The organism is Chitinophaga rhizophila (assembly GCF_019492185.1).
GTDB classification, from domain to species: domain Bacteria; phylum Bacteroidota; class Bacteroidia; order Chitinophagales; family Chitinophagaceae; genus Chitinophaga; species Chitinophaga rhizophila.
The window spans coordinates 797,406-811,777 of record NZ_JAICCF010000003.1 but is presented as its reverse complement, the minus strand read 5'-3'; the positions used below and the strand labels follow the sequence as shown (position 1 = coordinate 811,777).

Sequence of the window (14,372 nt, the reverse complement as noted above, 5' to 3'; positions counted from 1 at the left end):
GAGCATTTTTCGTTTAATCCTATTGTATGAGACAATCACCCGAACCTCACCTGTTACACCTCAGTAAAGACAAGAAGCTGGCGGGCATTATGACAAACCCATTACCGACCCTCGCTATACAAAAGAATATAGCGCTTAAGCTGATTGGCTCTATTATGAGTCAGCAGTTAAGCGTAAAAGTTGCCACTGTTATTTATACCCGTTTCCTTGCCCTATACGATGGCAAACAACCTACTGCCCAACAAATCCTGGATACACCTGCCGCTACGCTACGCAGTATCGGATTATCCAATGCGAAAGTGGGTTATGTGCACAATGTGGCACGCTTTACAGTAGACGAAAAACTGACAGATAAGAAGCTTATTAAGATGGATGATGAAGAAGTGATCAGATACCTTACGCAGATCAAGGGTGTTGGCCGCTGGACGGTTGAAATGTTGCTGATGTTTGACCTGTGCCGGGAAGACGTGTTTGCGGTTGATGACCTGGGGTTACAACAGGCCATGATGAGGTTATATAAATTGGATAATACGGATAAGAAAGCTTTCAGGGAAAAGCTGCTAAAGCTGTCAAAGAAATGGGCTCCCTACCGGTCCTATGCAAGCAGGTATCTATGGGCGTGGAAAGATACTAAACAGGAATAGCGCAAATGTGCCCGACATGAGCAGAAAAGGAACTGCCGGGATATACAGTATATAAAAAGTTAATCCCCGCCTGGAAAAGGCAGGGATGTACGTTAATACTAACTAACCCAATGCTTATATCTAAAACTAAAACAACTTATTAACTGTAATTGGCAGCGGCCTTATTGAGGCATGCTACCGGTTGTAGCTGTCTGTTTGACCTTATCTATCACATTATTTAGGACTGCACATTGTCAAACAGCACTCAGCTGTAACGCCGTTTGGATAACAGCATAGGAACACCAGGATAACAACATTAGTGCTATCTCAATAATCATTTAATACTGCATAAATGATACTTATTTTCTAGTGTGTATTTTTTGCGGTACCTGTGTATATTACCTGCGGTACCAGTCAGTACTACCTGCAATACCAGTATTTATCAGCTGCGGTACTGGTGTATATTATCAGTGACCTGTTACGGTCACTGATATGAAAACTTTCTCTGATAAAGAAGCTTAAGCGGATGCCTGTTGTTCAGCCAACTTCGCTTTGATCTTTCCTTCTATTTCTATAGCTACCTCAGGGTTGTCATTCAATAACTGTTTCACGGCATCGCGGCCCTGGCCCAGCTTGTTTGATTCATAACTGAACCAGCTGCCGCTTTTCTGAATAACGCCGTATTCAACACCCATATCGATAATCTCACCCATCTTGGAAATACCAAGTCCGAAGATGATATCGAATTCAGCCTGGCGGAAGGGAGGTGCAACTTTGTTTTTAACTACTTTTACTTTAACGCGGTTACCAACAGCTTCATCGCCATCTTTCAGCTGTGTCATACGACGGATGTCCAGACGTACAGAAGCGTAGAATTTGAGCGCGTTACCACCGGTTGTAGTCTCCGGATTACCAAACATCACTCCGATCTTTTCACGCAGCTGGTTAATAAATATGCAGCAGCAATTTGTTTTTGATATGGTGGCAGTCAGTTTACGCAGTGCCTGAGACATCAGACGAGCCTGTAAACCCATTTTGCTTTCTCCCATTTCACCTTCCAGCTCACCTTTTGGCACCAGCGCCGCAACGGAGTCAATTACCACCACGTCAACTGCACCTGAAAGGATCAGACGGTCAGCGATTTCCAGCGCCTGCTCACCATGGTCTGGCTGGGAAATCAGCAATGCATCCACATCTACGCCCAGTCGCTGAGCATAAGCACTGTCAAATGCGTGCTCCGCATCTATGATTGCGCAGATACCACCCTTTTTCTGGGCTTCTGCAATTGTATGAATAGCAACGGTAGTTTTACCGGAAGATTCTGGTCCATATATCTCGATGATCCTTCCTTTAGGGAAGCCACCGATACCAAGCGCAATATCCAGACCCAGAGAACCGGTTGATATTACCTCCATCGGTTCTGTGCCTTTCTCACCCATCATCATCACAGATCCCTTTCCGAAATCTTTCTCAATCTTGTCCATCGTAAGGCGAAGCGCCTTGAGTTTGTCAGTATTGGCTGTAGACATATTAGTTAGTGTTTTTTGCAAATTTAACGGTGTGTGCTAAGTTATGATCTAATTTCCTATTATCCTAAAAATTTTAGCATTTTGGCCATACAATGCTAAATAGTGTAGTAAATAGGATCAACCTGTCACGCTTATTGTTATTGTTATAAATAATAAATTTAGGGGCTAACGCACAACAGATGCATATATCAATGTCAATGTTCAAATAACACTACAAAGATGACACGGCTTTACGCACTGGATGTGCGTAGCAAAAAAAGATTTTTTGAAACCGTGATTATCCTACAATTGCATATGCGATCAGCTGTGCCAATATCCCCATCGCGAAACCGATATAGACCTCTGCCGGCGTATGCGCGCCCAGAATCAGACGCGCTGTTGCTACAATACCAGCCATCAACATACATACCATCAGTACCAGACTGATGTTCATGTTCATACCCAGCATCAGCATCAGCAGAAAACCTAACACGCCGCCCCAACCTATCGTATGCATACTGATCTTCACATAAGTATTCGCTACCATGCCCATGACAATGGCAATAAATACTCCTAGAAAGAATGCATTAAAGAAAGGTGGCGCTACGCCCTGACGTTTGAAGGCAAAATAAGTCCAGAAATAGAAAATAGTGCAGGCTATATAAGGAATAATGCGGTCCTTCTGTGACCGCAATTGGAAAGACGTAACAAAACCCAGCGCCCTGCAAAGCATTACCACAAAAACAGGCAGAAACAGGGTCGTAAACAATACCCTGATATACAACAGGTCAAACGGATAGCGAATACTATCCTCCTTAAACCATACAAAGTACTCAGGCAATGCATTCACCAAAAATACCGTTACCAGAAACGGCAGAAACAGCGGATGTGACGCATACGAAATAGCCTCCGCAATACTGCGTAAAGCATTTGAAAACACCGGCTTCTCCTGCCGGGAATTATCAGTTGTGGGTATAGTAACTTGTTCCATTCACAGATTTCCGTCTCATTTAAGGCGGAACGGACGCCCCATTCATTAAAGCTCCTTCCTTAACCTCGCTACCGGAATATTTAACTGCTCACGGTATTTCGCCACAGTACGGCGGGCAATGTTATACCCCTTGTCCTGCAGCATCTTGGTCAGGTTTTCGTCGCTCAGTGGTTTACGCTTATTTTCTCCCTCTATCAGGTCTGAAAGGATCTTCTTCACCTCACGGGTAGATACCTCTTCCCCACTATCTGTTGACAATGACTCACTGAAAAAGAATTTCAGCTTAAAGGTACCGAACTCTGTCTGTACATACTTACTATTCGCCACTCGGCTTACAGTAGAAATATCCAGTTGAGTAATATCCGCAATATCTTTCAGGATCATCGGACGCATAGTAGTTTCATCCCCGGTAAGGAAAAACTCCCGCTGATATCCCATAATAGACTCCATGGTAGATAACAGGGTATGTTGACGCTGCTTGATAGCATCAATAAACCACTTCGCTGCATCAATCTTCTGCTTGATAAACAACACGGCCTCTTTCTGGCGTTTATCCTTCTTATCCCCTCTGTCGTACTCCTTCAGCATGTCCCGGTATCCTTCCGATATACGCAGGTCCGGTGCATTTTTAGAGTTCAGCGTCAGCTCCAGTTTACCGTTATTATTCAGAATAAAGAAATCCGGCACTACATAGCTCTCCGCCTTATTCAGCGTGGCAAAATTGCCACCCGGTTTTGGCGTAAGCCTGATAATCTGACTAATTGCCTCTTTCAGCACTTCGTCATTCATATTCAACCCTTTCTGGATCTTCTCGTAGTGCTTCTTCGTAAATTCGTCAAAGTAATTCTCCAGTATCAGGTATGCGCCCAACACGCCCGGATCATCCTGCGGTTTACGTTTCAACTGCAATAACAGGCATTCTTTCAGATCTGTTGCACAGATTCCCGGCGGATCAAATTCCTGAATCATGCGAATCAGTTCTTTAATTTCATCCTCGTCTGTCGCCACATTCTGGGAAAATGACAGGTCATCCACGATAGCGGTCACTTCTCTGCGAAGATATCCGTCATCGTCAATGCTGCCTATGATCTGCTCGGCAATTGCATTCTGCCGCTCATCCAGTTCCAACATGCCCAATTGCTCGAGCAGGTGCTCATGAAAAGAAGTTTCCACCCTGACAGGAATGGTCTTATTTTCATCCTGATCAGGATAGTTGTCATCCCTGAGCTTATAGTCAGCGATGTCATCATCTCCTTCACTTACGTATTCGGAAATGTCAATATTATCATATTCATTCTCACTTCCATCAGGCTCAAACTCATCATCACCGTCGTCATCGCCGCTGTATTCTTCCTGTGGGTCCTTAAATTCGTCTTCGTGCGCATCTTCCCCATATTCCAGGGCAGGGTTTTCCTCCAGCTCTTCCTTGATTCTCTCTTCAAGAACAGCCGTGGGCACCTGGAGCAGTTTCATCAGCTGAATCTGCTGCGGCGACAATTTCTGTAATAGCTTCTGCTGTTGTGTCTGCTTTAACATAGTCTGATCCTATCCAAGGGCAAAAATAATAAACAATAGTTTTTATCTAATCTCGCGTTTCCTGTGGGGAAACTACCTTCACAACCGTATATTCCGCTACAGGGGCATTAAAGTCCAGTTCCAGCTGATCGGGCAGCAATCTGAATGATTTCCGGTGATAGGGCGTATCTCCATGGGCACGTATCGCATCACGATGGTACTGTGTAGGATAGCCTTTATTTTCCAGCCAGCCGAAATGTGGATATTCCTCATGCAGTTTATGCATATACTCGTCTCGGTATGTCTTAGCCAGAATGGAAGCTGCTGCTATAGAGGCATAAATGCCGTCCCCTTTGACAATGCAGGCATGAGGGACTGTTCCATAGGGCACAAAGCGGTTTCCATCTACCAATATATAACCAGGTTGCTGCCTTAGTTGTTCCAATGCCAGATGCATCGCTTTGAAAGACGCTTTCAGAATGTTGATTTTGTCAATCTCCACGTTATCAACACTGGCCACCGCATAGGCAATCGCTTCCTTCTCCACTACCTCCCGTAACTTATCCCTGTCTACAGCCTTCAGCTGCTTGGAATCGTTTAACAGTTTGTGCCTGAATCTGGGCGGTAATATCACCGCTGCTGCAAATACAGGCCCCGCAAGGCAACCTCTTCCGGCTTCGTCGCAGCCGGCCTCAAATGCGATATCTTTTTGGTGATATGAACGTAACAAGGCTTTTTAGTATGATTATTGTGGTAAAGGTAGGGAATTTCAATTCTTATCCCTATCGGAATAATTCTTTGAAGTCCGCTTTAAACTCCCTCCACTCCTCATCCGACTTTTTCCTGAGTGTATCAATATCTTTCCGGGTACTGTCCCAGGCATCAGCACTGGTATTTTTCAGGTCAGATAGTTTTACGTCAATCCGGTCTCTTAAACCGGCCAGTTTTACCCGGGCTTTCTGGCTTTTTTCAGAGCCGTCTTTCTTCAGCTCCTCCATTTTTTCATCAATTTCCCGTTTACGTTCTTCCAGGTCTTTACGCAGTTCGTCGCGCTGGGCATCCATATATTCTCTGGTATCTGCGGCGGTTTCCCTGACATCCTGTCTAATTTTTTCTACACCTTCTTTCAGTTCCTCTTTCTTTTCTTCCTGTGTTGTTGTCTGTTCACAGGCCATGAAAGCCGCCACAGTTAACAGGAACAGCATCTTTTTCATAAGTAGGCTTTTAGAGTGAGCTTTTTGTGTTAAGTACGCGTCAACTAGGTCCATTTGCAAATGCCATTCCAGAATTATTGGGGCCGCTCCGACCGTTTACCACACACTACATGGCGCATATTGAAAAATTACCTAGGTTTGAGCCTGCTTTTTTAAAAACGATATCAATTATGAAGAAGAATCTGATGATCCTTCTCCTCCTGCTGGCCACACAATTTGCCAAAGCAGATGAAGGGATGTGGCTGCCCTATTTATTAGGACAGCAAGTCTACAATGACATGGTGAAAAAAGGACTTAAACTCACCAAAGAACAACTGTACAGCATCAACAAAGCATCAGTAAAAGATGCCATTGTTATTTTCGGCGGTGGCTGCACCGGGGAAATAGTGAGCAATCAGGGTCTCATTTTCACCAATCACCACTGCGGATACGATGCTATTGCAACGGCCAGCTCTGTTGAACACAACTACCTGAAAAATGGTTTCTACGCCCTGGATAAAACCCAGGAAATCCCGGCTAAAGGACTTTCTGTACAATTTCTGGTAAGAGTAGACGACGTTACCAAACAGGTTATGGAAGGTTTAAAAGACCTCACCGGCCAGGAAAGAATGCTGCAACAGCAGAAAGTAGTAGCCGAAGTTGTCTCCCAGGCAATTAATGGCACTAACTACGAAGCAAGGGTACTGCCTATCTTTAAAGGCAACCAATACCTGCTCTTCGTCTATGAGCGCTACAAAGATATCCGCCTTGTAGGTACCCCTCCGGAAAGCATCGGTAAGTTCGGCGGCGATACCGACAACTGGGAATGGCCACGCCATACCGGCGACTTCTCCGTTTTCCGCGTGTATGCCGACAAAGATGGCAAACCTGCGGAATATGCCGCCGGCAACGTTCCACTGAAACCAAAACATTTCCTCCCTGTATCTATTAAAGGTATCAAGGAAAATGATTACGCTATGATCTTCGGCTACCCGGGCGGTACTAACCGTTACGAAAGCTCTGAAGGCGTGAAACTGAAAATCGAGGTTGAAAATCCGTCGGTTGTATCCCTGCGCGCCGTTCGCCTTTCCTATATGTTTGAGCAGATGAAGAAAGATCCTGCTATCAAGCTGAAACTGGCTTCCTCTTATGCAGGTATCGCTAACTACTGGAAATTCTTTGACGGTGAAGCGAAGCAACTGGTGAAATACCATGTTGTAGACCAAAAACAAAAAGAAGAAGCAGCCTTCACCAAATGGGCACAAGGCAAGAATGAATACAACGGCATCTTCCAGGATTATGCTGCCAATTATAAAGCCTGGACTCCATACGCCAAACACCGTATTTATATCAATGAAGGCATCATGGGCTCCCCTCTGGCCGCTTTTGCTGCCAGTCTGCAGGCTGTGGAAAGAGCACTGGTACAGTCAGGCGGCTCTTCAGATGCTATTAAACAAAGCATCCAGGCGGCTGACAAAGCACGCACTGCCTTCCTGGAAGAGGAAGACAAAACCAGCGATCAGAAGATACTGGCGGCGACTTGCCACCTGTTCTACACTGATATTCCGGTAGCCCAACATCCTATCGGCTTCTATGACGCCATCAAAGCTAAATTTGGTAGCCTGGATGATAATAATACCTACCGCCTCTGGTCTGCGGCTATCATGTCTGGCTCTATGATCATGAACGATGCCCGGTGGAAAGCTTTTATCGCTAATCCGGATGCAGTCACCCTGCAAACAGATCCTGCTTTCGCTTATTCCAGCGCATTCGTTAAAAACTTCACTACCAAGTACCAGCCATTGTACAACCAGTTCGTTACTAAAAACAATGACCTTGGACGCGCCTATATGAAAGGCAAACTGGAAATGGAACCTAACAAAAAATGGTACCCGGACGCTAACTTCTCTATGCGTTTAACCTACGGTCAGGTAAAAGCATACGCTCCGCGCGATGCAGTTTCCTACGACTATGTTTGTACAATGAAAGGCGTATTGGAGAAATATAAACCAGGCGATTACGAATTTGACCTGCCTGAAAATTATGTGTCTCTCTACAACAAGAAAGACTTTGGTCAGTACAAAGACGCAAGAAAAAATGATATCGTTACCTGCTTTATCACTACTAATGACATCACCGGTGGTAACTCAGGTTCTCCTGTGCTGAACGCCAATGGTGAACTGATCGGTCTTGCATTCGACGGTAACTATGAAGCGCTGAGTCACAAGATTCAGTTTGACGCTGTATACAACCGTACAATCTGTGTGGATGTACGCTATGTATTATGGTGTATCGATAAACTGGGCGGAGCTACCAATATCATCAACGAGCTGAAACTGATCAAGTAGTTGATCGCAGACGCGGAAAGTTGTTAGTGATGATATCTTAACATGGTACATTGCTATAATATGGGGGCTGATTAATCACTAACATACTGATAAGCAAAATATTACACTTTCCACTACCAAAAACCAGCATTCGAACAAGGGACGAACTAGCGACGAACTAGCGACGAAGACGGGACGAAGTAGCAGCGGAAAGATAATAAAATACCATCAGGCAATTATCCTTGCCGGGGCTGACCAACAATAGCTGGTCAGCCCTTTTTTTATCCTGAAGAAATGGTCCCGTCTGGTTACTTGCCAGAAGCAAGTATTAATACTCAATTCCTGGTTTCAGGTAATAATACGCATTGCCGAATTGTAAAAACTCCTTACCTTTGCGTCCGAATTAATTGAATACCAACAGTAGCTGTTGACTCCATGCACTACTAGCACTGTTTGAACCCGAACCCCAAAAAAAGAAAAAGTATATGTTTATTAAGAAAATGAGTCTGGCTATTATAGCCATGGTAATGTGTTGTCTTTACAGTTGTCAGATTAACCCTTCAACCGGTAACACCGACCTTCACATCCAGGATACACTTCCTGCAGGAACAACCGATATTTTACTGACTATCCAGGGAAAAGGATTCAGTCATGTAACCACCGATAATAAGGTGATGGTTGATGATGTGGAAGCGCAGATCATCAGTGCAACTGATAATGAGCTTGTAGTACGTATTCCTGCCAGAAAAACAGCTAAAATAGCTGTTACCGTAAAGGTAGGCAGTGAAGTATCTGATACCGTCCTGATTGACAATCAGATCGTAATGCTGGCCGGCAGATAACAAAAAAAGCAGCGTACACATAGACTTACTTTGTCTGTGTGTGCGCTGCTTTAATTTATGACGCGCGTATTAGTGTGCGGCTTTCTTAAATCCTGTGAAAGACATCGCGACTCTCCCGCTATCGCGGAATTGCAATTGCTGCTCTTCAAACTTCACCGTGTAAGTACGGTCACTCAGCATACGTAGAAATGCGCTTTCCCTTTCATTGGCTTTCTGATCCATACATGCCATCCGTGTACTGATCACTTTTCCGAAAGAGATTTCATTCCCTTCCAGTTCATACTGGCCTGCTACTTTGTTACATCCGGCATTACCACTGAAGCGGTGCTCTGTCGTGTCAAATTCCAGCCAGATAGGAGACTTCTCCTGACCGATGCCATTCATGCTGTTCAGGCTCCATCTCTTACTCTGGATAGTGCCAATCTCTTGTTTCACCGCCTTCTGGTTACATGTATTGGCAAGGAGTACCATTGCCAACGCGGTTAATCTTATAAACATATGCTTGAGTTTAGTAAGGTCTTATATCCGCAGAAGAACAAAAATCAATCCATATGGTTCACAAGCGCCTGATCTGCTTCAGCACCTCTTCGTAATACGTTCGTTTATCTGGTGCAGCAATGTCTATTACCTTCACATCATTAGCTGCCAGCATTTCCAGCTTAAACTTAGCACCCTGCACAAATTCAGTTGGGATGTAATAATACAATGCATTCCGTACCGGAATAGTATTCTTCTGAAATTTCTGTCTGGCCCGGTAAGTCAGCAGCCACCACAGGTCAGTCTCTACAAAGTCGAGGGATAGTCCGAAAATATGAATGTCTTTAGTAAAAAACAGGTCCAGCCAGGAGTCGTTATTAACCGACAGGTGTTGTTGTATACGCTGTACTAACGACAGTTTCGGAGCCTGCCGGCTGGTGTAGGTAGTACCAGATACTACATAGTTACGCATTTGCTGCAGCTGGCCGCCGTAGTGTTCAAATCCCAGGTTGATGCTGAGTGGATTCAGGCAGTCGCCATGTACATGCCAGTAGTGAGTATTGCCAATAGTATATTTACGGAAGATGCTGAAGGCACGTTCCAGTACCAGGCTGTCATTGCGGGAGGGCAGTGTTCCTTCCAATGTAAATTCGTAGTTGGTTGTCATGATATGTGCGGGCGACAGTTCGCGGATAGCTGCATGAATCTCGTTCTGCTCTATCTTCAGTGTTTTCTCTGCGATGTAGGCTTTTAGTTCTGCCTCCCGGATGTGTTGCCGGCGAATGGCGGTCAGAAATATCTCCTCGTACAATAGCGGAAATGGCTTTCTTTCATCCAGCTGGATGCAGCCATCCGGCAAACAGAAACCAACGATATCTGTAAGCAGGTCTCTCCAGCTCTGGCCTTTGGATATGTTGTTGATATCATTGCCAATGAGTAGGGTGGGGTTTTTCATGACGTTGTCTTTTTAGGTTATGTAACGCAGTGGTGTATTACGCGGAATGTAAGATTGATCCGTTCAGCGGACACTTTGGTTGTTTTCGGCACCTGATGTTGCCAGTGATGTTGGAGAGCGCCTTTCATTATCAGCAGTGACCCATGTTCCAGTGATAGTTCAAATTTATCACCTTCCTTCACATGACGTAGCATAAAACGCCGGGGTGCTCCTAGATTGACAGAGGCTATTACTGGATTAACGCCTAGTTCGGGCTCATCATCCGCATGCCATCCCATTGAGTCTTTGCCATTACGGTAGCGGTTCAGTAGTACACTGTTAAAGTCAACGCCGGCAAGAGGTATGATCTGCGCTCTTATCTGTAATAATTCATCTGTCCAGGGTAATGGTGCATAGGTACTTCCTGAAAATGAGTAACTGCTGCCTGCATCGCCGTACCAGGCCATTAATCGTGGAAAAAGGACCTGTTTGCCGTACATCATCATTCCTTCCTGCTGCCAGTTGATGGTATGCAGTAACTGATGCATATAATGATTGGCTTCCGGCAGCTTAAAAAACTGCGGGCAATAGACCAGTTCTCCATCTTTCAGGGAAATATGCTGACTATCCGGGTCGTTAAATAATGGTATTTGCGGCTCCATTCTCAATGCAAAGATACGTTGCCGCTACGCAATGGATATAGAAAGCTCAGGATATGTATAAAAAGGGAAGCCGCCTTGTGTTATACAAGGCGGCTTCTTATAATTTGAGCAGATAAGCAGCGATTAGATACCGTCAGCTTTCATTACTTTCTGCATTCTCTTTCTTTCTTCCTCATCCAGGTGTGTTTTACGCATACGGATGTGGTTAGGTGTAACCTCGATACACTCATCGTGCTGGATGTACTCCATACACTCTTCCAGTGTCATCAGGGTTTTAGGAGCGATGCTGGTTGCAGCGTCACTACCACTTGCACGCATATTGGTCAGTTTTTTACCCTCGTTCGGGTTAACTACCAGGTCACCAGGTTTGTTGTTCTCACCGATGATCATGCCTTTATATACTTCTTCTCCTGGATCTACAAAGAAGAAGCCTCTGTCCTGCAGTTTATCCAGTGAGTAGCCTGTAGTAGTACCAGCTTCTTTAGCGATCAATACACCATTGTTACGACCTGGGATGGGTCCTTTCCATGGTTTATAGTCGTTAAAGCGGTGTGCCATTACAGCTTCACCAGCGGTAGCAGTCAGCATTTGTGTACGCAGACCTATCAGACCACGGGAAGGGATTTCAAATTCCAGGTGCTGCATGTCGCCTTTCGTCTCCATGATCAGCATCTCACCTTTACGGCGGGTTACCAGATCAATTACTTTACTGGCAAATTCCTGAGGAACATCTACCACTAAAGTCTCATATGGCTCACATTTCTTACCATCTACCTGTTTCAGGATTACCTGAGGCTGACCTACGGTCAACTCAAATCCTTCACGGCGCATGGTCTCGATCAGTACACCTAAGTGCAGGATACCACGACCATATACCAGGAAGCTATCCGCACTGTCAGTATCCACTACGCGCAGTGCCAGGTTCTTTTCAGTTTCTTTGATCAGACGGTCACGCAGGTGACGGGAAGTTACGAACTTACCATCTTTACCAAAGAAAGGTGAGTTGTTGATGCTGAACAGCATGTTCATAGTCGGCTCATCCACGCTGATAACTGGTAATGCTTCAGGAGCATCGAAGTCAGCGATAGTATCACCGATATTGAAGTCTTCCAGACCTACAACCGCACAGATATCTCCAGGTTCTACTTCAGTTACTTTCTTTTTACCCAGTGCTTCAAAGGTATACAGCTCACGTACACGGGACTTTTTGATAGAACCGTCTGTCTGTACCAGGGAAATTGGCTGGTTTTCTTTGATAGTACCACGAGCTACGCGTCCTACGGCGATACGGCCCAGGAAGGTAGAGTAATCCAGAGAAGTGATCTGCAATTGCAGGTTACCTTCAGGAATCTGTGGCTCAGGTACGTGCTTCAGGATACCATCCAACAATGGAGTGATGTCTTCACACTGAGTCAATGAATCATTAAACCAGCCGTTCTTACCAGAACCGTAGTAGGTTGGGAAATCCAGCTGCTCTTCCGTAGCATCCAGGTTAAAGAACAGTTCGAATACTGAGTCATGCACTTCGTCAGGACGGCAGTTCGCCTTGTCTACTTTATTGATTACCACGATCGGCTTCAGTTTCAGCTGCAGTGCTTTCTGCAGTACGAAACGGGTCTGAGGCATTGGTCCCTCGAAGGCATCCACCAAGAGGATTACACCGTCTGCCATTTTCAATACCCTTTCAACTTCACCACCGAAGTCGGCGTGGCCCGGAGTATCAATTACGTTGATTTTCACCCCTTTGTACTCAACAGAGACGTTCTTACTCAGGATGGTGATACCACGTTCCTTTTCCAGGTCGTTGTTGTCCATGATCAGTTCACCTGTTTCCTGGTTAGCCCGGAAAACATTGGTGTGATGCAGGATTTTATCAACCAGGGTAGTTTTACCGTGGTCTACGTGCGCAATGATTGCTATGTTACGGATATTCATAAATCTTGTTCAATTATTTCTGGCTGGTTGACAGAGGTCGGGCCAAAAGAAGGCGCAAAGTTATAATAAAATGTGGAAAAAGTGGGGATAGGCTTTTAAATAATTGTGATCATTTATCCAAAGATTTCGTTAAAAATTTGAATATATGAGCAACAACTCCCTGTGTGATAAGCGTTTACACCTACAGCAGACGTTGCCACTGTATTCCATTCTTATGACAAAAATACAACGAAAGGACGACAGATGTAACTTTTCTATATCTGTGAAGCCCTACTTTCCGCACATCACAATCTTTTAGCCTCCCCGGCAGGCAGGCACTACTTTTGCCCTGCAACCCGTATTTACTCACCAATTTGTGGATAATGACAAGAAGATTAATTTTCGTAACCTGTTTTCTGGCTTTCTCACTATTGCTCAACCGTACCAATGCACAGACCATTACGCCCTATGATGCCGACCTGGCAGGCTATGAGTATCCATACCCTGTGCACAACATCACACTGAAGCTTCAGGGCCAGAACCTGCGCATGTCATACATGGATATACAACCATTAAAACCTAATGGAAAAGTGGTGATGCTGCTGCATGGCAAGAACTTCTGCGGCGCTTACTGGGACAGCACTGCGGCTGATCTGAGCAGGAACGGATACAGGGTGATCATTCCTGACCAGATAGGCTTTGGTAAATCATCTAAACCACAGCAACTGCAATATACCTTTCAACTGCTCGCTCAGAATACAAAAGCCTTACTGGATAGCCTGAAAATATGCGAAACAGCCGTTGTAGGTCACTCTATGGGAGGTATGCTCGCTACCCGCTTTACACTGATGTATCCGGATGTAGTCGAAAAGCTGATCCTGGAAAACCCCATTGGACTGGAAGACTGGAAACTGAAAGTGCCTTATCAGACTGTGGATAAATGGTATGAAAGCGAACTGAAACAGAACTATGAAAAGATAAAACAATACCAGCTGGATAATTACTATGCCGGTGAATGGAAGCCAGCATATGAGAAATGGGCTGTATTACAGGCCGGTTGGACGAAAGGATCAGATTATGCCCGCATTGCATGGAACGCCGCCCTGACGTATGACATGATCTTTACGCAGCCCGTGTTTTATGAGTTTGAAAACATTAAAGCTCCTACCCTGCTGATTATTGGTCAAAGAGACCGCACCGCCTTAGGTAAAGCTAATGTACCGGACGACGTAAAGCAGACAATGGGAAAATACCCTGAACTGGGACAAAATATCAGTAAGCGCATCCCGAATGCAAAACTGGCTCCCATTGAAGGTGTAGGACACCTTCCGCACATAGAAGCGTATCCTTACTTCATCAAACCGTTAATGGAATTTCTTAAATAAA

The 14,372-nt window shown here is 45.0% G+C and carries 13 protein-coding genes; 4 read left to right on the top strand and 9 right to left on the bottom strand.

What is annotated here, in order from left to right; genetic code table 11:
• The first annotated feature begins 26 nt into the window (after positions 1 to 26).
• Positions 27 to 644, top strand: coding sequence for a DNA-3-methyladenine glycosylase family protein (locus K1Y79_RS17845; protein WP_220251522.1), 618 nt, complete (start codon positions 27 to 29; stop codon positions 642 to 644).
• 497 nt (positions 645 to 1,141) lie between these two features.
• On the opposite strand, the gene recA is transcribed toward K1Y79_RS17845, so the two are convergent.
• The 5 genes from recA to K1Y79_RS17820 form a co-directional block, all read right to left on the bottom strand.
• The gene (recA, locus tag K1Y79_RS17840; protein ID WP_220251521.1) at positions 1,142 to 2,152 is read right to left on the bottom strand and encodes a recombinase RecA; all 1,011 of its coding nucleotides are present in this window, start codon (positions 2,150 to 2,152) and stop codon (positions 1,142 to 1,144) included.
• Positions 2,153 to 2,429: 277 nt separating this feature from the next.
• Positions 2,430 to 3,122 carry a hypothetical protein gene (locus tag K1Y79_RS17835; protein WP_220251520.1) on the bottom strand — a complete coding sequence of 231 codons (693 nt, stop codon included), beginning with the start codon at positions 3,120 to 3,122 and terminating at the stop codon, positions 2,430 to 2,432.
• Positions 3,123 to 3,167: 45 nt separating this feature from the next.
• Positions 3,168 to 4,658, bottom strand: coding sequence for an RNA polymerase factor sigma-54 (rpoN, locus tag K1Y79_RS17830; RefSeq protein WP_220251519.1), 1,491 nt, complete (start codon positions 4,656 to 4,658; stop codon positions 3,168 to 3,170).
• Positions 4,659 to 4,704: 46 nt separating this feature from the next.
• Complete coding sequence (locus K1Y79_RS17825) at positions 4,705 to 5,367, bottom strand: ribonuclease HII (RefSeq protein ID WP_220251518.1); 663 nt, start codon at positions 5,365 to 5,367, stop codon at positions 4,705 to 4,707.
• Positions 5,368 to 5,419: 52 nt separating this feature from the next.
• The gene (locus K1Y79_RS17820) at positions 5,420 to 5,851 is read right to left on the bottom strand and encodes a hypothetical protein (protein WP_220251517.1); all 432 of its coding nucleotides are present in this window, start codon (positions 5,849 to 5,851) and stop codon (positions 5,420 to 5,422) included.
• A gap of 170 nt (positions 5,852 to 6,021) precedes the next feature.
• Between K1Y79_RS17820 and K1Y79_RS17815 the strand changes: the two genes are divergently transcribed.
• Together K1Y79_RS17815 and K1Y79_RS17810 are read left to right on the top strand one after the other, a co-directional pair.
• On the top strand, positions 6,022 to 8,178 hold the full coding sequence (locus K1Y79_RS17815) for a S46 family peptidase (RefSeq protein ID WP_220251516.1): 2,157 nt from the start codon (positions 6,022 to 6,024) through the stop codon (positions 8,176 to 8,178).
• 464 nt (positions 8,179 to 8,642) lie between these two features.
• Positions 8,643 to 8,999, top strand: a complete 357-nt coding sequence (locus tag K1Y79_RS17810) for an IPT/TIG domain-containing protein (protein WP_220251515.1) — start codon at positions 8,643 to 8,645, stop codon at positions 8,997 to 8,999.
• A 69-nt stretch (positions 9,000 to 9,068) separates the two neighbouring features.
• Here K1Y79_RS17810 and K1Y79_RS17805 read toward each other — a convergent pair whose 3' ends face one another.
• From K1Y79_RS17805 to typA, 4 genes are all read right to left on the bottom strand, one after another.
• Positions 9,069 to 9,497, bottom strand: coding sequence for an META domain-containing protein (locus K1Y79_RS17805; RefSeq protein WP_220251514.1), 429 nt, complete (start codon positions 9,495 to 9,497; stop codon positions 9,069 to 9,071).
• Positions 9,498 to 9,555: 58 nt separating this feature from the next.
• Positions 9,556 to 10,431 (bottom strand): hypothetical protein, encoded by an 876-nt coding sequence (locus K1Y79_RS17800; protein WP_220251513.1) that lies wholly within the window; start codon positions 10,429 to 10,431, stop codon positions 9,556 to 9,558.
• 17 nt (positions 10,432 to 10,448) lie between these two features.
• Positions 10,449 to 11,072 (bottom strand): alpha-ketoglutarate-dependent dioxygenase AlkB family protein, encoded by a 624-nt coding sequence (locus K1Y79_RS17795; protein WP_220251512.1) that lies wholly within the window; start codon positions 11,070 to 11,072, stop codon positions 10,449 to 10,451.
• 123 nt (positions 11,073 to 11,195) lie between these two features.
• Positions 11,196 to 13,007 (bottom strand): translational GTPase TypA, encoded by a 1,812-nt coding sequence (typA, locus tag K1Y79_RS17790; protein WP_220251511.1) that lies wholly within the window; start codon positions 13,005 to 13,007, stop codon positions 11,196 to 11,198.
• A gap of 362 nt (positions 13,008 to 13,369) precedes the next feature.
• On the opposite strand from typA, the gene K1Y79_RS17785 reads away from it, so the two are divergent.
• Positions 13,370 to 14,371, top strand: a complete 1,002-nt coding sequence (locus K1Y79_RS17785) for an alpha/beta fold hydrolase (protein ID WP_220251510.1) — start codon at positions 13,370 to 13,372, stop codon at positions 14,369 to 14,371.
• The last annotated feature ends 1 nt before the right edge of the window (position 14,372 follow it).